Origin of the sequence: Deinococcus phoenicis, assembly GCF_000599865.1 — a bacterium.
Taxonomy (GTDB): domain Bacteria; phylum Deinococcota; class Deinococci; order Deinococcales; family Deinococcaceae; genus Deinococcus; species Deinococcus phoenicis.
Genome location: NZ_JHAC01000005.1, coordinates 1 through 19,192, shown reverse-complemented (window position 1 = coordinate 19,192; position 19,192 = coordinate 1). Strand labels below are relative to the sequence as shown.

At 68.8% G+C, this 19,192-nt stretch carries 14 protein-coding genes; 4 read left to right on the top strand and 10 right to left on the bottom strand.

What is annotated here, in order from left to right:
• Positions 1 to 105 precede the first annotated feature (105 nt).
• The 4 genes from DEIPH_RS01860 to DEIPH_RS01845 form a co-directional block, all read right to left on the bottom strand.
• Positions 106 to 2,127, bottom strand: a complete 2,022-nt coding sequence (locus tag DEIPH_RS01860; protein WP_051517072.1) for a GMC family oxidoreductase — start codon at positions 2,125 to 2,127, stop codon at positions 106 to 108.
• A gap of 408 nt (positions 2,128 to 2,535) precedes the next feature.
• On the bottom strand, positions 2,536 to 3,261 hold the full coding sequence (locus DEIPH_RS01855) for a hypothetical protein (protein WP_081790719.1): 726 nt from the start codon (positions 3,259 to 3,261) through the stop codon (positions 2,536 to 2,538).
• Positions 3,262 to 3,336: 75 nt separating this feature from the next.
• Positions 3,337 to 4,029 (bottom strand): hypothetical protein, encoded by a 693-nt coding sequence (locus DEIPH_RS01850; protein WP_034352925.1) that lies wholly within the window; start codon positions 4,027 to 4,029, stop codon positions 3,337 to 3,339.
• The gene (locus DEIPH_RS01845; RefSeq protein ID WP_034352922.1) at positions 4,026 to 4,553 is read right to left on the bottom strand and encodes an RNA polymerase sigma factor; all 528 of its coding nucleotides are present in this window, start codon (positions 4,551 to 4,553) and stop codon (positions 4,026 to 4,028) included. Before DEIPH_RS01845 ends, DEIPH_RS01850 begins: the two co-directional genes overlap by 4 nt.
• Before the next feature lie 184 nt (positions 4,554 to 4,737).
• Between DEIPH_RS01845 and DEIPH_RS01840 the strand changes: the two genes are divergently transcribed.
• Positions 4,738 to 6,606, top strand: coding sequence for a glycoside hydrolase family 2 protein (locus DEIPH_RS01840; protein ID WP_034352918.1), 1,869 nt, complete (start codon positions 4,738 to 4,740; stop codon positions 6,604 to 6,606).
• A gap of 36 nt (positions 6,607 to 6,642) precedes the next feature.
• Here the strand turns inward: DEIPH_RS01840 and DEIPH_RS01835 are convergent, their stop codons facing one another.
• The 5 genes from DEIPH_RS01835 to DEIPH_RS01815 form a co-directional block, all read right to left on the bottom strand.
• Positions 6,643 to 7,371 (bottom strand): class I SAM-dependent methyltransferase, encoded by a 729-nt coding sequence (locus DEIPH_RS01835; protein ID WP_034352915.1) that lies wholly within the window; start codon positions 7,369 to 7,371, stop codon positions 6,643 to 6,645.
• 398 nt (positions 7,372 to 7,769) lie between these two features.
• On the bottom strand, positions 7,770 to 8,507 hold the full coding sequence (locus tag DEIPH_RS01830; protein WP_034352911.1) for an ABC transporter ATP-binding protein: 738 nt from the start codon (positions 8,505 to 8,507) through the stop codon (positions 7,770 to 7,772).
• Positions 8,504 to 10,318, bottom strand: coding sequence for a branched-chain amino acid ABC transporter ATP-binding protein/permease (locus DEIPH_RS01825; RefSeq protein WP_051517071.1), 1,815 nt, complete (start codon positions 10,316 to 10,318; stop codon positions 8,504 to 8,506). The genes DEIPH_RS01830 and DEIPH_RS01825 overlap by 4 nt, the downstream gene beginning before the upstream one ends.
• Positions 10,315 to 11,364: a branched-chain amino acid ABC transporter permease gene (locus DEIPH_RS01820; RefSeq protein ID WP_081790723.1), complete on the bottom strand. Its 1,050-nt coding sequence runs from the start codon at positions 11,362 to 11,364 to the stop codon at positions 10,315 to 10,317. Before DEIPH_RS01820 ends, DEIPH_RS01825 begins: the two co-directional genes overlap by 4 nt.
• Before the next feature lie 257 nt (positions 11,365 to 11,621).
• Positions 11,622 to 14,597, bottom strand: a complete 2,976-nt coding sequence (locus DEIPH_RS01815) for a CheR family methyltransferase (protein WP_161636018.1) — start codon at positions 14,595 to 14,597, stop codon at positions 11,622 to 11,624.
• 463 nt (positions 14,598 to 15,060) lie between these two features.
• Between DEIPH_RS01815 and DEIPH_RS01810 the strand changes: the two genes are divergently transcribed.
• The 3 genes from DEIPH_RS01810 (at position 15,061) to DEIPH_RS01800 (ending at position 18,641) form a co-directional block, all read left to right on the top strand.
• Positions 15,061 to 16,377 carry a sensor histidine kinase gene (locus DEIPH_RS01810; RefSeq protein WP_034352903.1) on the top strand — a complete coding sequence of 439 codons (1,317 nt, stop codon included), beginning with the start codon at positions 15,061 to 15,063 and terminating at the stop codon, positions 16,375 to 16,377.
• Positions 16,378 to 16,477: 100 nt separating this feature from the next.
• Positions 16,478 to 17,518 (top strand): chemotaxis protein CheB, encoded by a 1,041-nt coding sequence (locus DEIPH_RS01805; RefSeq protein WP_034352900.1) that lies wholly within the window; start codon positions 16,478 to 16,480, stop codon positions 17,516 to 17,518.
• A gap of 73 nt (positions 17,519 to 17,591) precedes the next feature.
• Positions 17,592 to 18,641 carry a chemotaxis protein CheB gene (locus DEIPH_RS01800; protein ID WP_034352898.1) on the top strand — a complete coding sequence of 350 codons (1,050 nt, stop codon included), beginning with the start codon at positions 17,592 to 17,594 and terminating at the stop codon, positions 18,639 to 18,641.
• Positions 18,642 to 18,832: 191 nt separating this feature from the next.
• Here the strand turns inward: DEIPH_RS01800 and DEIPH_RS19050 are convergent.
• Positions 18,833 to 19,192: transposase (locus tag DEIPH_RS19050; protein WP_200868142.1), on the bottom strand; the 360-nt coding region annotated here is incomplete at its 5' end.

The window sequence follows — 19,192 nt, the reverse complement described above, 5'->3', positions numbered from 1 at the left end:
GTATATTTAGAAGGACGGGCGTCCCGAACGTTCCAGACGGGGTCTGCGGCTTTCCCTGACAGCGAGCAAGGGGGAGGAACCAGGCATGCTCCCCCTCCCCCTGCTTCAGTCGGTGCTGAGAGAATGGCCGGCTTCTGCCCCGGCTTTCGCTGCCTGCGCGACAAAGCGGGCTGTCCGCCGGGCCAGCGCCATACAGGTGATCATCGGATTGGCCCCCGAGGAGGTCGGGAAGGCGCTGGTGTCCCCGATCCAGACCCCTGGCGCATCGTGCAGCTCGCCCTGTGGGTCGGCGACGCTGGTCTGGGGGTCCTGGCCCATCCGGGCCGTGCCCATCTGGTGCGCGCTGAACACCGTGTGGCCGCCGCGTCCGATCGGCTGGTGCCGCAGCTCCGCAATAAAGGCTTCCAGGTCCTCGCCGCGCGTCCAGGGCCGGGCGTTCTCGGACAGGGGGAAGATCGTCTGCGCGCCTGCCGCCTCCAGCAGCCGGGCCACCGTGCCCTGCCCGTGCCAGTAGTTCTCCACGTCCACGGGATCGGTGACGGCATAGGTCACGCGGGCCTGCCCGTTCTCGTCCAGGGTGACCCGGCCATGCCCCCGGTCGCGGGTGAGGTGAATCAGGGTCACGCTGCGGCTCTGCTGCGCCATCAGGTCTTTGTGCGCCTCGGGGCCTGCCCAGACCGCCGAGGACGCGAACAGGCCGGTGGTGTACTGGGTCGTCTCGATCAGATAGCCGTAGCCGTCCGTGCGCCCCGCGAACTCGTCCACGATGGCTGCCTGGGCCGGTCCCCACCAGTTCTGCTGGTCCTCCGCGAAGAGGCCGGTCAGCGCCCCGCAGGGATGCAGCCGCAGGAAGTCGCCGGCCGCAGGGCCACCCAGCCCGGAGCGCAGCAGCAGCGCGGGCGTTTCCAGTGCCCCGCAGGCGATCACCACCTGGGGCGCCCGCACCGTGATCTTGCGGGGCGAACCGTCCTCGCCCAGTACCGTCGCGGCCACACCTGCCGCCCGGCTCCCCTCGGTCAGCACCCGGTCGGCGGTCGCCCGTGTAATGATCCTGGCACCCTGGGCCACCGCGTCCTTCAGGTAGGTCTTGAGGGTGCTCTGCTTGCTGCCCGTCGCGTCCCCGAAGCCGATGTGCCCGGCGTGGGCGGGGTCGTGCCGCTGCGGGTCGGCGTTGCGGAAGGCTCTCTTCGCGTGGTAGCCGAGCTTCTCGGCCCCCTCCAGCATGCGCTGGTGCGTGCCGTTGTACTCGCTGCACGTATCGTTCGCGCTGATACGGGCCATGACCGAGGCGATATCCGCGTCGAACTCGGGGCCGTCCACACCCTCCAGGCCCAGCCCGGCCCACTCGCGGCGCACCTCGTCGGGCGTGCGGACGCAGTTCATCCAGTTCACGGTGGTGCCGCCGCCCAGGGTATGCCCCGCGATCAGCGACACGTTGCCGTCGGCCGTGGGCGTGAAGCCGCCGCGCCAGTACAGGTTCTGGTAGGCCCACAGCTCCGAGCGGCCCAGCTCGGCGTCGGCGTACTGCCCGCCCGCCTCCAGCACGACCACCCGCAGCCCCGCATCCGCCAGCTCGCCCGCGATCACGCCGCCGCCTGCCCCGGACCCCACGACCACCACATCCGCCTCCAACGTCTCGCCGTCCCCCGGCACCAGGGTCGGGAGGTCGCGCTCGGTCGCCGCGCCACTGTAGGTCAGGCCGCCGTAGCCGAACTGTTGCCAGAAGGGGTTGGGCGCTTCCGGGCTGACCAGGGTGTAGTTCAGCATCAGGCACAGCCGCCGCAGCGCGTCAATTCCGCCCGCCGCCTCGGGACTGCTGGCGGCCACCCCGGCCAGCACGGCCTCGCGCTGTGCCTGGGGCGCGTCTGGCGTCAGGCCGAAACTCCCCAGCGCGCCCAGCAGCGCCTGGAGGCCCGCCTGGTCCCGCTCGGGCAGGCTGCCCAGGTAGGCTTCCGCCGCCAGGTGCGTCCCCGCCGCGCTGCCAGGGGTGGCGTAAAAGCCGTGCGGGTCATCCTCCCGCTGGAGGGCGGGCACCAGGGTGTCCACCAGGGCCAGCAGCGCCTGGCGCTGGGATTCGTCCAGCAGCGGGTGAGGGGGCAGGGGGCTGGATGGGTTGGGCTGGCTCATAGTCTTCCTCCCGGTCAGGCTGAACACAGGAGCGCGCCGCCGCCTTGCCCGGAAACGTCAGGGGCACCCGGGACGCGGATGGTCCACCGGGACAAGGTCAGAAATTGCGGCTTGCTGTGTCTGTACCTTAGCAAAAGTGTTGCCCAGAAGGTGCCGCCCGGGGGCAGCTTTTTCCCGCGTCCGGCAGGGCGTTGGGCCGCCGCTCCCCCCGATCACCGGGAAGCGGCGTCATCTGGAGTCCGGTCAAGACCGGCTCGGCCTGTCCAGAGATCCGGCGCGTCCGGACGAGGACGGCCTGGTCTGTGGCGAGCCTGTCAGCCCCACGGCCTCCCCACGACACTGCGGGTCAAGGGAAACGGCGGGGGGATGCTCTTTCCCGGCCAGCCGCCGTTCCCCACCTCTTACCGCTCAGGGATGCACGATGAACCACACGCCGCCGACGTTCTGGCCGGTGGTGTCTCCGGATTTCCTGTCCTTGACCCAGAAATACAGCGGCTTGCCGTCATAGGTGACCTGGATTCCGCCGTCCTTGCGGGGAGTGGTCCCCAGGTGGCTTTGCAGTTCGGCGGGGCCGGTCGGCGTGAAGGCGGTCAGCAGCGGGGGCCAGGCCACGGCGCACTGGTCGTAGCAGTTGCTTTTGCCCGGCTCGTCTTTGGTGTACAGGTACAGCGTCATCCCGTTCGCGCCGACCAGCCCTTTGCCGAGCGTTCCCAGGTCGGCGGCCTGCACCGCCGGGCCGGGATTCACGGCGTACCAGACTTTCCCGACGCCCTGACCGGTGGTCTGGCCGGGCCGGGTGTCCTTGACCCAGAGGTACAGGGGCCAGCCGTTGTACGCGACCTGCCGGCTACCGTCCTTGCGGGCGACCAGGGTCAGCTTGCCGGGCAGGCCGCCGGGCAGTTTGGGGAGTTCGGTCGCCAGCAGCGGGGGCCAAGCCACGGCGCACTGGTCGTAGCAGTTGCTCTTGCCCGGCTCGTCTTTGGTGTACAGGTACAGCGTCATTCCCCGGCTGTCTTGCAGGATCGTGCCCAGCTTCGCGTCCTGGCGCGTGCCCAGGTCGGCGGCGTGCCCGGTGCCCAGCAGGCCCAGTGCCGAGAAGGTCAGGATGGCGGCGGTCATGCGGATTCGTGTCATGGGAACCTCCACCCTCTGAAACGCACCGCAGGCGCGAATGGATGCATGGCCCCCCGGGTCATCCCACGCAGGCCGTCACAGGAACGTCCAGCCCAGGACCCGGGTGGGGCGGGCGCCGGGCCGGCGGACCTCCAGGCTCACGCACAGGTAATCATTGGGACCGACGTTCACCTCGAACACGCCCGCCCGGCTGGTCTGCGCGAGCTGCATGGGGTCGCCGCGCTGCCAGCCGCGTGCCACCCACGCGGCGTAGACGTAGCCGGGCGGGGCCTCGGGCAGCACGAACAGCGCGCGCCGGTCGGGCAGGACCAGCACCCGGCCGCTGGGTTCCCGCCGCACGTCCTTCAGGGTCAGGACGCGCAGGTCGCTGCGGGCCAGCCAGCGCGTGACCTGCGCCTGCTCGGCCCGCAGCCCCGCCAGCCGCGAGGTCTGGGAGCCGCCCCACACCCCCCCGGCCAGCGCCAGCATGCCGGCCACCGCTGCCGCCGCTGGCCAGGCCCCGCGCGGCACAGCGGGATGGGCGCGGGAAGGGGAAGCGCGCGGCGGTTCCGGCCTCGCCCTCAGCGGCGGCACGCTGTCCGGGGTGGGCAGGGCCTCGATGGCGCTGACCAGCTCGTCGCGCCAGGCCCGCACCTGGGCGGCGCAGCGGGCACAGCCCAGCGCGTGCTGCTCCGTCACCTCGGCCTGGGCCGCGCCGAGGTCGCCCAGGGCGTAGGCCCGCAGGGTCGCCTCGGTGGGGTGGTGGGGGGCGTGTCCGTCCGCGTTCATGTCTCCTCCAGCCGTTCACGCATGGCCAGGAGCGCGCGCCGCAAGCGTGATTTGACGGTGCCCAGGGGCAACTGGCGCTTGGCGGCGATTTCCGGGTGGCTCAGGCCGTCGAAAAAGGCGTCCAGAATCAGCGCCTGGTCGCGGGTGGTCAGGCGCTGCACCGCCGCCTGCACATCCACCCGGGTTTCCAGGTCGTGGGCCGGGGCCGGGAGGTGGTCCGGGGGCACCTGTTCGGGGTCTACCGTGACGGGCCGGGCACCCCGGGCGCGCAGTTGCGAGAGGGCCGCGTTGCGCGCGACGGTGTAGATGAACGCGCGCGGCGACCCCAGCTCCGGATGATACGAGCGTGCCTGACGGGCCACGCGGGTAAAGGTGTCCTGCACCACCTCCTCGGCCTCCTCGCGGTGGCGCAGCAGGTGATAGGCCACGGCATACACCTGCCGGCCCGTCCGGTGGTGGAGTTCAGTCAACGCCTCGGCGTCGCCCTGCTGGAGGCGCAACATCAGGAGGATTTCTTCATCCATGCAGACCTGCTCTCCCGGGGCGGCGCCCTGGCCCCCACGCCAGCGTATCCCAACGCCCCACCCCAGCGGCCTTGAGGGCCAGATGAACGCCGGGACTCTTGGCAGGGAGGGGGTGGGGCCACAGAATGGGGCGGGAACCTGACCAGCAACGTGATAGCGGTCCGCAGTGACCCGAGGAGCTATTTTGCCCGACTCCACCCACCCCACCCCCTTGCTGGAACGTGACCACTGGCGCGACCTGAGCGGTCCGTGGCGCTTTTGCTATGACGACGAGGGCCACTGGAAGCATCCCAGCGAGGTGACCTTCGACCGTGAGATTCAGGTGCCCTATCCGCCTGAGAGCCGCCGCAGCGGCATTCATGACGAGGCTTTCCACCGGGTCGTCTGGTACGGCCTGACCCTCACCCTGACGCCCGAGGAGCGCGCCGACCGGCTGCTGCTGCATTTCGGCGCGGTGGACTACAGCGCCACCGTCTGGGTCAACGGCCGCCTGGTCGCGCAGCACGACGGCGGCCACACCCCCTTTACCGCCGACATCACCCAGCAGGCGCAGGCGGGCGAGACGGTCGAGATCGTGCTGCGCGCGCAGGACAACCCCCATGACCTGACCAAACCGCGCGGCAAGCAGGACTGGCAGCTGCGGCCCCACTCCATCTGGTACCCCCGGACCACCGGCATCTGGCAGACCGTCTGGCTGGAGCGCGTGCCCGAAACCTACCTCCACCGCCTGACCTGGACGAGCGACATGGAACGCTGGGAACTCGGCCTCAGGCTGGAGGTGGCCGGTCCCCTGCCCCCGGGCCTGAGTGTCCGGGTCCGCCTCTTCCGGAATCAGGAACTGCTGGCCGACGACCGCTACGGCCTGCGCCACGCTGAACTGGCCCGCCAGATCGCCCTGCCCGACCCCGGGATCGACGACTTCCGCAACGATCTGCTGTGGAGTCCCGGCCATCCGCAGCTGCTCCGCGCGCGGGTGGACCTGATGGTGGGCGAACAGGTCATCGACCGGGTCCGCAGCTACACCGCCCTGCGCTCCGTCTGCGTCAAGGGCAACCGCTTCTTGCTCAATGGCCGGCCCTATTACCTCAAGATGGTGCTCGATCAGGGCTACTGGCCGGACAGCCTGATGACGGCCACCGACGAGGAGTTGCGCCGGGACGTGGAGCTGACCCGGCAGCTGGGCTTCAACGGGGCGCGCAAACACCAGAAGATCGAAAGCCCCCGCTGGCTGTACTGGTGCGACGTCCTGGGCCTGCTCGTCTGGGAGGAGATGCCCAGCCCCTACCGCTTCACGCCCGCAGCGGTGCGCCGCCTGACCCACGAGTGGCAGGAGGTGCTGGAGCGCGACATGTCGCACCCCTGTATCGTGGCCTGGGTGCCCTTCAACGAGTCCTGGGGGGTGCCGGACCTGCCCACCAACCCGGCCCACCGCGATTACGTGCGCGCGCTCTACCACCTCACCAAGACCCTCGACCCGTCGCGCCCCGTCATCGGCAACGACGGGTGGGAACACGTGGCGACCGATATCCTGACCATCCACGACTACGCCGACGACCCGGCCACGCTGCGCCAGCGCTACGGCACCCTGGAGACCACCCGCCTGACCCTCAGCCAGCAGCAGCCGGCCGACCGCGTGCTGACCCTGGCCGGGTTTCAGGAAACGGACCAGCCGGTGATGCTGTCCGAGTTCGGCGGCATCGCCTATATCCCGGACCAGTCCAGCGGCTGGGGCTACAGCCAGTCGCAGAGTGAGGCCGACTTCCTGAACGACTACGCGGTCCTGCTGGCCGCCATCTACGACTGTCATGGCCTTTCCGGGTTCTGCTACACGCAGCTCACCGACACCTTTCAGGAGAAAAACGGCCTGCTTTACGCGGACCGCAGCCCCAAGGCCAATCTGTTGGCCCTGGCCCGCAGTACCCAGGGCAACCGGACCGCCCGCGAGATGACCATCGACCCCCTGATGAACCCTTACGGCAACACCGCCCGCTGGCTCAACCGGCAGTACGAGGCGTTGATGACGCCCGAGGTGGCCGAGGACGCCGAGGAATGAGGCTAGGGTGGAGTCCACGCGTCCCCCGCCACCCACTCAACGCCCAGCGGCCACCAGCAGGAACGTGGGCCGCTCGCGTTCTTCGGCCAGTTCCGGCGACCCGGCCAGCTGCGCGTCCGTCGGTCCCCATTCCTGAACGTGACGCAGGGTGAAGCCGCGTTCCAGCAGCAGATTCAGATACGTTCCGATGGTGCGGTGCTGTTTGATCACCCCCGGCGCGAGCCAGTCGGTAACGCGCGGCCCTTCGATCAGGTACCCGTCCACGGGCCAGGTCTTCCGGCCGGCAGCGTCCGTGAGCCAGCCCGGGTGGCTGGGAGCCGTGTAGACCGGATGTTCCACCGAGAAGACGAACCGTCCACCGGGACGCAGGGCACGGCGAACCTGTGTCAGCAGGGCCGGGAGGTGTTCCAGATAGTGCAGGGCCAACGAGCTGTAGATCAGGTCGAACCGGGCTTCCGGAAGCTGCACCTCCTCCAGGTCGGCCCGGAGGTAGGTGACGGCGGGACTGGGCGTGAGTGACCGGGCGCGGGCCAGCATCTTTTCCGACAGGTCCAGCCCCACGACCTCACGCGCGCCCTGTTCCTGGGCATGGCGACAGAACCACCCGAAGCCGCACCCCAGGTCCAGCACGCTCAGGCCGGCCAGGGGGGGCAGCAGTGCCCGCAACGCCGCCCATTCCGGCGCGCCCTCCAGCCCTTGCCGTGAGCGGCGCAGGTGACCATACCCCTCGAAGAACTCGGGCTGATCGTAGATATTCTGACTCATACGGTTGCTCCTCTCGCGCTTACCCGCGCCAGCGCAGGAGGCGTAGGGCGTCGGCGGGCACCAGGGCGGTGACCAAGAAGTAGGAATATATACAAGATCCTCTGGCTCACGTCCCCACCTACTCTCAGACTACGCTGCAATCATCTCTGTCTGCTTGAGCCAATGCTTGAGCGTGCCGGACTCGCCCTATCAAGCGAACAGAGCATTCAGCTTCAACCCAGCCCGGGAACGTAACCAGGCTGGGCGTTCGCTTCATTTTTGCTCTGGGATAGGCGAGAGCGGCAGCCTCTTGACCTCGGCAAAAAGCGTTTGCGTGAGGAGGGGGGAGTATTAAAAGCACTGTGTATATATTCCCCAAAAGAGATCGTCTGCTCTGTCTCAATGCGGACAGCCCTCGTCTACCCGCCCAGATAGCTGGCCCCCAAAGCCTCATTGCGGGCGAGTTCGGCGGCGGGGCCGTGCAAGCTCACCTGACCGGTTTCCAGCACGTAGGCCTCGTCGCTGATCGCGAGGCTGGCGCGGGCGTTCTGTTCGACCAGCAGCACGGTCACGCCGCCGCCTCGCAGGCCCTGCACAATCCGCAGGATGTCGCGCACGATCAGGGGGGCGAGGCCCAGGCTGGGTTCGTCCAGCAGCAGCAATCTGGGCTTGCCCATCAGGGCGCGGCCAATGGCGAGCATCTGCTGTTCGCCGCCGGACAGCGTGCCCGCGAGTTGCGTGCGGCGTTCCAGCAAGCGGGGAAAGCGGGCATAGACATCGTCGAGGTCCGCGCGCCAGTTCTCGCGGCGGCGGCTGTAGGCTCCCAGTTGCAGGTTGTCGGCCACCGTCATGGAGGCGAACAGGTCGCGGCGCTCGGGCACCAGGCTGATGCCGCGCGCCACCCGCGCCTCCAGCGGTACGCCGCGCAGCGACTGGCCCTGGTAAAAAATCTCGCCGCTGGACGGCAGCACGCCCATGATGGAGTTCATCAGGGTGGTCTTGCCCGCCCCGTTCGCCCCGATCACGCTGACGATGTGGCCCGCCGGGACCTGCACGCTCACGCCGTCCAGGGCTTCCACCCGGCCGTAACGGGTATGCAGGTTCCGGACCTCGAGCAGCAGGGGAGCCGCAGGCTGTGCCCCAGAAACGGCGGTCACGCCGCCCCCTCTGCCATGTCCACACCCAGATACGCCTCGCGCACGGCGGCGTTCGCGCGAATCTCGGCGGGGGTGCCCTCGGCCAGTTTCTCGCCGTAGTTCATGACCACCAGCCGGTCCACCAGATTCATCACCAGATCCATGTCGTGTTCCACCAGCAAGATGGTCACCCCCTCGTCCCGCAGCCGCTTGAGCAGCGCCACCAGTTCCATCTTCTCGCCGTAGCGCAGCCCGGCGGCGGGTTCGTCGAGCAGCAGCAGTGTGGGGTCGGCCACCAGGGCGCGCGCCACTTCCAGAATGCGCTGCTGCCCCAGCGCGAGGTTTCCCGCCAGCGTGAACGCCTGCTCGCCCAGGCCGACGCGCTCCAGTTGCCGCAGGGCTTCGTGTTGCAGCGCAGCTTCCTCGCGGCGCTCGAGGTGCAGCAGGCTGGCGACCATCCCGGCGCGGCCCCGGGCATACCCGCCCATCATGGTGTTGGCGAGCAGGGTCAGGTCGGGCAGCAGGTGGACGTGCTGGAAGGTGCGGGCCACCCCCAGGCGGTGAATCTGTCCAGCACTCGCGCGGGTAATGTCCTGCCCGGCAAAGGTGACGCGCCCCCCCGTGGCCGGATTGACACCAGTGATCAGGTTGAACAGGGTGCTTTTGCCTGCGCCGTTCGGCCCAATCAGCCCCAGGATTTCCCCGGCGCGCAGCTCGAAGGACACGTCGTTCACGGCGCGCAGCCCGCCGAAGGTCTTGAGGGCGTGGGCCACCTCCAGCAGCGGCGTGCCCGGCTGGGGCTTGCCGCGTTCGGGCAGCCGTGAATGCTCCGGCAGCAGGCGCACTTCCTCCCGGGGCAGCACGCGCTCGATCAGCGGCCACAGGCCACGCCGCGCGAATTGCAGCGTCAGGATCACCAGCACGCCGAAGACGATCACCTCGAAGTTGCCCTGCGCGCCGATGAGGGCGGGCAGCAGGTCGCGCAGCCACTCGCGCAGCAGCGTGATCAGGCCCGCCCCCAGCACACCGCCCCAGACATGCTGCGAGCCGCCCACCACCGCCATGAACAGGTACTCGATCCCCGCCTGCAAGCTGAAGGGCGTGGGGTTCACGAAACGCTGGCTGTGGGCATAGAGCCACCCGGCCAGCGACGCCATCAGCGCGGCCAGCACGAACACCTGGACCCGCAGCCGGAAGGTGTTCACGCCGAACGCCTCGGCCACCAGCGGCCCGCCCCGCAGCGCGCGCATGGCCCGCCCCACCCGGCTGGACAGCAGGAACTGCGCGCCCAGCGCCACCACGCCCAGGCAGACCAGCGCCAGATACGCGAAGGTGCGCGGCGAGGTCAGGCTCAGTCCGAAAAAGTGGACCGGCGGGATGTCCGTCAGGCCGGTAAAGCCGCCCAGCGCCGGGGTGTTGCCGAACACGTAATACAGGCTGATGCCCCAGGCGATGGTCGCCAGCGGGAGGTAATGCCCCTGCATCCGCAGCGTCATCAGACCCAGCAGCCACGCGATCAGGGCAGTCACGCCGAAGCCCGCCAGCAGGGTCAGCCAGGTACTCCAGCCCGCCTGGGTGGTCAGGACCGCCGTCGTGTACGCCCCCACGCCCATGAAGGCCGCCTGCCCGAAACTGGTCAGGCCCACGATGCCGGTCAGCAGCACCAGCCCGGTGACCACCACCGCGAAAATCAGGACGTTGACCAGCAGCGTGACCTGAAAGAGCGGCAGCACCAGCGGCAGGGCCAGCGCCACCACGACTGCCGCGCCCGTCAGCAAGGCCCGCAGCGGCAGACCGGTGCGCCGCGCGGAAGGCGAACCCGCCCGGCTCATTCCTCGTCCTCGGGGATGTGGCGGGTGGTGAGGGAGCGCCACAGCAGCACGGGCAGAATCAGCGTGAACACGATCACTTCCTTCCAGGCCGACAGGCTAAAGCTGGCGAAGCTCTCGATCAGCCCCACCAGCACGGCCCCCACCGCCGCCAGCGGATAGCTCACCAGCCCCCCGATAATCGCGCCGATAAAGCCCTTGAGGCCGATCAGGAAGCCCGAGTCGTAGGTCATGGCGACGCTGGGGCCGATCAGCATGCCGCCCAGCCCCGCGATCACGGCCGCCAGCGTGAAGGTCAGCGTGCCCGCCGAGGAGGGGCTGATGCCCACCAGCCGCGCGCCCAGGCGGTTGACGGCGGTGGCGCGCAGGGCCTTGCCGGGCATGGTGCGGTCGAAGAAGAAGTACAGCCCCAGCATCAGCAGGGCCGAGACCAGAATCACCAGCAGGCTCTGCCAGCTCAGCGTGACCTGTCCCAGCGTGACGTTTCCGGCGGCAAAGGGCGGCGTGCGCGACCCCTCGGGGCCGAAGAACACCAGCGCCAGCCCGGTCAGGACCAGGTGCAGCGCCACCGACGCGATCAGCAGGACCAGCACCGTCGCATTCTGGAGCGGCTGGTAGACCGTGCGGTAGATCAGTGGCCCCAGCGGCGCGACCAGCAGCAGCGTCAGGATCACCTGGCCCCACAGCGGGGGTTTCAGGGGCACGGCCCAGCCGGCCAGCGCCCAGAGCGCCGCGCCGAGCAGCGCCGCACCCCCCAGCGTCAGCAGGCCCCGGCCCGCCTGGCCCCGCCGGACCCAGGTCAGGGCCTCCATCAGGGCGGCGGCACCCAGCAGCACCAGCAGCAGCGACAGGGTGCCCGGCACCTTGCCCAGTTGCAGGGAAGCCAGCGTGAGCGTGCCGAACACCACGAACTCTCCCAGCGGGATAAAGATCACGCGCGTCACGGCGAAGACCAGGACCGTCGCCAGCGCCAGCAGCGCGTAGACGGCCCCGTTCGTCAGGCCGTCCGCCGCCAGAACCGGAAAAATCGTGGGGTCGAAGAGTTGCAGGAAATCCATACGGGGTCTGGTCCTTTCGGGCGGCGCGGGGGCAGCGCAGGGCAGGCGGGGCACCGGATCATTCGGGCCGGATCCGCCCCGCCGCACGCGGCCGACCCCGGCCCCGACCGGACCGCCACCGCGCCGACGCCGGAGGAGGCCGGGGGGGGAGAGTTGATTTTGCTCGTGCTGAAGGTAGCACGCACGCCCCGCCCGGGGTGTTTCCCGGAACAGGGCGCAGCAGGCGCCAGACCAGCAGAGGCCAGGCTCTACACTTCCGGCCCTTCCCCGTGGATCGCGGCCGCCCCCGCCTCCGCGACCTGTTCCAGAATCGGCGTCACGTCCTCGCCCCACAGCAGCAGCAGCGTGGTGGTCCCGTCCTGGCCCAGCAGTTGCCGGGCGTTGAATTTGATGGCCCGGTGGCCCACCCCGGGCAGGTCCATATCCAGCATGAAGTCGCTCAGGCTGCCCGTCCCCAGGCCCAGGTCGCGCAACCGGCCCACCAGCTCGGGCTGGTCGAACTGGCCGTCGCCCAGGTCGTAGAGCCGCTCGCCCTGCACGTCCCCCGAGCCGAGGTGCAGCAGCCCGAGCAGCGCCTGATTATGCGTGACGACGCGCAGATTGTGGTCGAGGACCAGCAGGGGGTCCGAGAGGGTATTCACGATGGCCTCGCTGTAGAGCAGGGCCTCGCGCAGGTCCTGTTCCAGCCGCTTGAGGGGCGCGATATCGGTAAAGACCACCACCACGCCGTCGATGACGTTGTCGAAGGTCCGGTACGGCGAGATCCGCATCAGGAACCAGCGGCCCTCCAGGGTCTGCACGGACACCTCGAGGGGCGTCAGCGTTTGCAGCACGCGCCCGATGTCGCCTGCAAGGTCGCCGTACCGCAGGTTCGAGGCGAGGTCGGTGAGGGGGCGGCCCAGGTCCACCGGCCTCAGGTTGATGACCTGGGTGATCCCGGGCGTGAAGCGCTTGATTCGCAGGTCGTTGCCCAGGAACACGGTGGCGATGCCCAGGCTGTCGAGCAGATTCTTCATGTCGTCGTTGGCCTGTTGCAGGTCGGTGATGATCACCTGATGCTCGCTGTTGATGGTGATCAGTTCCTCGTTGAGAGACTGAAGTTCTTCCTTGGAGGTCATCAGTTCCTCGTTGCTGCTCTGCAACTCCTCGTTGGCGGTCTGGAGTTCCTCGTTGGTGCTCTTGCGCTCCTCCAGCGAAACTTCCATCTCCTCGATGGTGGCGCGCAGGTACTCGCGGGCGGTCGCCAGTTCGCGTTCGAGTTCGGCGGTGCGTTCCCCGTATTCCGGCAGGACACTCCGCGCGGTGCCGGGGTCCGCCGCCGCGCCCCGGTCCTGAAAGACGATCAGGAACAGGGGCTGCGCATGCTCGGGCAGGTGCAGGGGCCGCACGATCAGCTCGATGCTCCGGGGAACGCCGCAGACCTCCACAGTCAGGTTCGGGGGGCGCACCTCCTGGCCGCTGGACACCGCCACCCCCAGAGCACTGTCCAGTTCGTACCGCAGGGCCGGCAGCGCCATATCCACCACGTTGTTGTTCGGCATGCCGACCGGCAGTTCCAGATAGGCCCCGGTGCGGCCACTGACGTACACCACGTTCCCCTGCGCGTCCACCGCCACGGCGGGCGGCGCCCACTCGCTGACCAGCAGGTGCTGAATCATGCTCGGCACCTTCGGCTGCCCGGCGAGGCTCTCCCCGCGGAGCCGGCCCGGCCGGGGCGGGCTGAGCCGCTCGGGGGCAGGCGGCGCAGAATTGAGATACCCCAGCGGGGGGCCGCCGCCCCGGTCGTGGCCCCGCCGGTAGAGTTTCCAGCGGTTGTCCACACTGCCGAACAGGTCGCGGCTGGGGCCGAGCGTCTCGGACGGCCCCAGGAACAGCAGGCCGCCGGGCTTCAGCGCGTAATGGAACAGCGGCAGAATCTGTTTTTGCAGTTCCGCGCCGAAGTAGATCAGCAGGTTGCGGCACGACAGCAGGTCCAGCCGGGTAAAGGGCGGGTCCCCGAACACGTTGTGCCTGGCAAAGACGATCATCTCGCGCAGTTCGCTCCGGACCTGAAAGCCGCCCGGCAGCGGCGTGAAGAAGCGCTCCAGCCGCGCGGGCGAGACCCCCGCCACGCCCTGCGGCGAGTACACGCCCAGGCGGGCCACGTCGATGGCCTCCTGGTCGAGGTCGGTGGCGAAGACCTGCACCTGCACGTGCCGCTCGCCCGCGAACCCGTCCAGCACCTCGGTCAGCAGTATGGCGAGGGAATAGGCTTCCTCGCCGGTCGAGCAGCCGGTCACCCACACCCGGAAGGCATCCAGGTCCGCGTGTTCGTGCAGGTAGGCCCGGAGCTGCGTGCCCAGCACCTCGAACGCCTGGGGGTCGCGAAAGAAGCTGGTGACGTTGATCAGGAAATCGCGGAAGAGGGCGTCCACCTCGGCGGGATGTTCGCCCAGGTAGCGGGCGTAATGGCCCAGTTCCTGAATCTGCTGACTCTTCATGCGCCGGTCGATGCGCCGCACCAGCGTGCTTTGCTTGTAGGGCGAGAAATCCTGCCCGGTGCGGGCGCGCACGTGCAGCAGGATCTTTTGCAGCGCGGCGGACGCCCGGCCCGAATCGGGAAAGGCGTCTTGCTGGCGCAGGGCGCGCGTCCGGGTCACGTGGGCGTACAGTTCGGCAGCCAGTTCCTCGGCGGGCAGCACCCGGTCGGCGGTGCCGGTCGCCACCGCGCTGTGCGGCATGCTGGGGTATTGTGCGCTGGCGGGGTCCTGCACCAGCACCAGCCCCAGGTGTTCCTTGATCGCCTGCACCCCCTGGCTCCCGTCGGTGCCCATGCCCGAGAGCACCACGCCCACCGCCCGTCCGCCCTGGTCGGCGGCGAGGCTCTGAAAAAACTGGTCGATGGGCTTGTAGGCCTGCGGATCGGGCGTCAGCAGCAAGATGCCCTGCATCACGACCACCGTATGTCCGGGCGGCAAGACGTACACGTGGTCGGCCTGGACCTCCTGCCCGTCGATGATCTCCAGCACCGGCAGCGGCGTGCAGCGGGCCAGCAGCTCGGGCATCACCCCGGCCCCCGCCGGATCGAGGTGCGGCACCACGATAAAGGCCAGCCCACTTCCGGCAGGCATGGCCGTGAAAAAGCGCTCGTAGCCGTCGAGCGCGCCCGCCGACCCCCCAATGCCGACCAGCGCGGCGGGCGCGGCACCGGACGGGACAGGACCCGGCGAGCCTGGGCTGGCCAAATCCGAGTGGGCCAGATCCGGGTGGGCCAGATCTGGGCTGGACCGGGCCGGAGCGGGCGGGGCGGACGTCCGATCTGAGTCTTGCGGCATGGGGGAAGCTCCCTGAAAAGAAAAGACGTTCGGCGTGGCTCTGCGGCCCCCGGACGTGGGGCGAAAAGCGTGACCGGCGGAGCGCAGTCTAGAGCATTTGTCAAAAAGAGACCTTCTTTTTGACCGAGCGGAGCGAGTGAAAGAGGGAGAGCGTTTGGGAGAATGGAACCGTTGGAGGCGCTTTCCCCAGGGCGGTGTAATTCGGACAAATGCTCTAGCGCGCGGCCTTCCGGAACAATGGGCCGAACGGACAGGGAGGACAGCCCGTGGACCCGCAAGGTATACTGTGCAAACAGACACCAGTCACGGGACATGCTTGCCACGCCTCTGTCACCACTTCCCGCACCCCGACACCTCGGAGGCACAGGCAAGCATGAAGCAGGACCACATCCCCGACATCCCCCCGGGGGAGAGCCTCCGCGAGCAGGCGGAACGGCAGCTGCAAGAGTCGCCTTCCCGGCCGCCCGGACAGTTTCCGCTGGACCCGGCGGCGGTGGTGCATGAGTTGCAGGTCCACCAGATCGAACTCGAACACCAGAATGAGGAACTGCGCCGCGCGCTGCTGGCGGCCGAGGAAGCGCACGGCAAGTACCTGGACCTTTTTGACCTCGCGCCCATCGGGTACTTCACCTTCGACCGCCAGGGGCTGATCCAAGAGGCGAACCTGACGGGCTGCGACCTGCTGGGTGTGACCCGCGAGCGCCTGCTGGGGCGGCGCTTTCCGCTGTTCGTGGACACTGAGTTCCGGGGACACTTCGCGGCGCTGCTGCGGCGGGTGTTCGAGGCGCCCGGCAAACGGGTGGTCGAGCTGAAACTGGACCGGCAGGACGGCCAGAGCTGCTGGGTCCAGCTGGAAGCCGTCGCGGCCGACGTGGCGGAGAGGCCCGGCGCCCACTGCCGCGCCGCCGTCATCGACATCAGTGCCCAGAAGCTGGCCCAGGAGGAGGTGATGCGCCTGAACCAGACGCTCGAACAGCGGGTGGAGCAGCGCAGCGCCCGCGTGCGGGTCCTGGCCGAGGAACTCGAACGCTTCACCTACGACGTCGCCACCGATCTGGAAGCGCCCCTGCGGCATATCCAGAGCTTTACCGAACGGCTCAGGGAGCAGCCGACGGGTGAACAGGCCCAGCGGTCCCTCGACCACATCCAGCATTCGGCCACGCGGATGCAGGGCCTGATCGCCGCGCTGCTCGACTTCTCGCGGGCCAGCCGGATGCGGATGCGCCTCACGGCGGTGCCGCTCGAACAGGTGCTCAAGGAGGTCCGCAAGAAACTCGCGTCCGAGCTGACGGCCCGCCCGGTGCAGCTGACGCACGAGGCCCTGCCGGTCGTGCAGGCCGACAGCGGCGCGATGCAGATCGTGTTCCGGCAACTGCTGGGCAACGCCCTGAAGTTCACGCGCGGACGTGAGGAAGCCCGCATCTGGGTGTCCGCCCAGGAAACCCCCAGCGAGTACGTGATCGGCGTGCGCGACAACGGGGTGGGGTTCAACATGCGTTACCGCGACCGCCTGTTCAACGTGTTCCAGCGGCTGCACAGCGAGCGCGACTACGAGGGGGCCGGGGTGGGCCTGGCGACCGTGCGGCGCGTGGTGTCCCGCTACGGGGGCCGCGTGTGGGCCGAGGGCAAGGTCGGGGAGGGCGCGACCTTTTATGTGGCCCTGCCCAAGCAGCCCACCGACCTCGATTGAGTTCCGGACCAGGAGCAGGCCGCGCCCCCTCTGGTTGAGCACACCTTCCCTTAAGGTCAGTCGAGGCCGCCGGCAGGCCGGGAGACCCAGAATGCAGGCTATGGCAGCGCAGCATATCGTCGTGATCGGTGCATCCGCCGGGGGTGTGGAGAGCCTGCTCACCCTCGCCGCGTCGCTCCCCGCCGACTTTCCGGCCCCCATCCTGGTGGTGCTGCACGTCGCGGCGGGCGGCCCGAGCCTGCTGCCTCAGCTGCTGCGGGGGCGCGGCCCGCTGCCCGCAGCCCATGCCCAGGACCAGGAACCGCTCATGCCGGGGCACATCTACGTCGCGCCGCCGGACCATCACCTGCTGGTCGAGCCGGGCCGGGTGGCCGTGACCCGGGGGCCGAAGGAAAACCGCTTCCGGCCCTCGGTGGACGCGCTGTTCCGCTCGGCGGCCTACGTGTACGGCCCGGCGGTGATCGGCGCCGTGCTTTCCGGCACGCTGGACGACGGCACGTCCGGCCTGTGGACCGTCAAGCGCCGGGGCGGCGTGGCCGTCGTGCAGGCGCCGGACGACGCCCTGTTCCCCGAGATGCCGCTGAACGCCCTCCAGCAGGTGGACGTGGACCACGTGGTCCCGGTGGCCGGACTGGGGGCGCTGCTCACCCGGCTGGTCAGCCGGCCGGATCAGGGGGAGGACCGGATGAACGAGGAAGAGCGCCAGCGCCTGGAAGCCGAGGTCCGCATCGCCGCCGAACACAACGCGCTGCAAAGCGGCATCATGGGCATGGGCGACCTGTCGCCGCTCACCTGCCCGGAGTGCCACGGAACGCTGGTCAGGCTCACCGAGGGCCGCAACGTGCGCTACCGCTGTCATACCGGGCACGCCTTTACCGCCAACGCCCTGCTGGCCGGGGTGAACGAATCGGTCGAGGATACCCTCTGGAACGCGGTCCGCGTGCTGGAAGAAAACACCATGCTCCTGCAACAGCTCGGGGAATACTACGCCGGACTGGGCGAGACGCACACGGCCGAACTCCTGTTCGACAAGGCGCACGAGTCGCAGGAGCGGACCCGCCAGGTGCGCGCGATTCTGCTGCGGCACGACTCCCTGAGCGAGCCGGTCTTTCAGCCGGAGCCGGGCCGCGATCCGGGCTGAGGCGGCGCACAGGCCGAATGGGGGAGCCTGCCCAGGCTTTCTTCCGGCGGGAAGGCGCACAATAGGCAGCAGCATGACGCAACCCCGGCAACCCCGAATCGTGGTCATTGGCGCTTCCGCCGGTGGTGTGGAAGCCCTGTCCGCCCTGGTGGCGCGGCTGCCGGCCGACTTCCCGGCGGCGCTCTTCGTGGTGCTGCATATCGCGCCGCACAGCCCGAGCGCCCTGCCACGTATTCTCAGCCGGGCCTCGGCCCTGCCCGCCGTGCATCCCGAGGACGGCGAGGTCTTCCGGCCGGGCCACATCTACATCGCGCCGCCCGACCACCACCTCTTGATCGATGGGGACCGGGTGGCCGTGAAAAAAGGCCCGCGCGAGAACCGGTTCCGGCCCTCAGTGGACGCGCTGTTCCGCTCGGCGGCGTACACGCACGGTGCAGGCGTGATCGGCGTGGTCCTGTCCGGGCTGCTGGACGACGGCACCTCGGGCCTGTGGACCATCAAGCGCCTGGGGGGCACGGCGCTGGTGCAGGACCCCGCCGAGGCCCTGTTCGACCCGATGCCGCGCAGCGCCCTCCAGCACGTGCAGATCGACGCCGTGCTGCCCGCCTCCGAGATCGCCGGGCGGCTGGTCCGGCTGGTGCAGGCACCGCGCCCCGAGGCCCCCGCCCCCGGCCTGACGGGGGAGGAGCGCGAGCGCCTGCGGGCCGAGGTGCCGATCGCCGCCAAGGACAGCGCGTACCGGCTGGGCATCATGGCGCTGGGGAAGCTGTCACCCTTCACCTGCCCGGAGTGTCAGGGCGTGCTGGTGCAGGTGGAGGAAGGCACCCTGACCCGTTTCCGCTGCCATACCGGCCACGCCTACACCGCCGACGCGCTGCTGGCGGACCTCACCGAGGCCACCGAGGCGCAGGCGTACCAGGTGATTCGCGGGCTGGAGGAAACTGCGCTGCTGCTCCGGCAGCTCAGCGGGCGCTTCGAGGAAACCGGAGAACCGCAGACGGCGCGGGCCTTTCTGGAGCAGGCGTGCCGGGCCGAGCGCCGCACCGAGACCCTGCGGAGCGTGATCTTTCAAAACGAGCCGCTGAGTGAGGAGAAGCTGGAGGCGACCGTGCAGCGCGACTAGAGCATTTGTCCGAATTACACCGTTGGAGGGAAAGCGCCTCCAACAGTTCCATTCTCCCAAACGCTCTCCCTCTTTCACTCGCTGTCTTGGGCAGAACGGACGCCCTTGAGGACGCCTACCCGCCCGCTCGGTCAAAAAGAAGGTCTCTTTTTGACAAATGCTCTAGTGGAGCGCCACAGGCATAATGAGGTTTAATTTAGGGACGGATAGCGGCGGCTCAGTTTTACTCGTGCGGCATGTGTGGTGAACTGCCAACTGACCTTGACTTCCTGAACATTACGGTCTGCTTCCCAGGCTTTCACTTCACGTTCTAGTGCCTCTCTTGTCGCCAAGCGCTGTCCTAAACACTGGCGCTCCAGAACCGACCATTCCATCTCTGCCATATTCAACCAAGAGGCGTGCTTCGGTGTATAAATCCACTCGAAGCGCCTCTTTAGCATGTTGGCTTCGTCGGGTGAGAGGTGTTCGTACAACGCCGACGGAGTGTGCGTGGAAAGCTGATCCAGCACCAAACGTATTTTCTTTGCGTCCGGGTAGCGCAGATGCAGAGC

Bases quoted from the DNA above. Each gene is read 5' to 3' on its own strand.
- DEIPH_RS01860 (WP_051517072.1), bottom strand. From the start codon at position 2,127: ATGAGCCAGCCCAACCCATCCAGCCCCCTGCCCCCTCACCCGCTGCTG.
- DEIPH_RS01855 (WP_081790719.1), bottom strand. From the start codon at position 3,261: ATGACACGAATCCGCATGACCGCCGCCATCCTGACCTTCTCGGCACTG.
- DEIPH_RS01850 (WP_034352925.1), bottom strand. From the start codon at position 4,029: ATGAACGCGGACGGACACGCCCCCCACCACCCCACCGAGGCGACCCTG.
- DEIPH_RS01845 (WP_034352922.1), bottom strand. From the start codon at position 4,553: ATGGATGAAGAAATCCTCCTGATGTTGCGCCTCCAGCAGGGCGACGCC.
- DEIPH_RS01835 (WP_034352915.1), bottom strand. From the start codon at position 7,371: ATGAGTCAGAATATCTACGATCAGCCCGAGTTCTTCGAGGGGTATGGT.
- DEIPH_RS01825 (WP_051517071.1), bottom strand. From the start codon at position 10,318: ATGAGCCGGGCGGGTTCGCCTTCCGCGCGGCGCACCGGTCTGCCGCTG.
- DEIPH_RS01810 (WP_034352903.1), top strand. From the start codon at position 15,061: ATGAAGCAGGACCACATCCCCGACATCCCCCCGGGGGAGAGCCTCCGC.
- DEIPH_RS01805 (WP_034352900.1), top strand. From the start codon at position 16,478: ATGGCAGCGCAGCATATCGTCGTGATCGGTGCATCCGCCGGGGGTGTG.
- DEIPH_RS01800 (WP_034352898.1), top strand. From the start codon at position 17,592: ATGACGCAACCCCGGCAACCCCGAATCGTGGTCATTGGCGCTTCCGCC.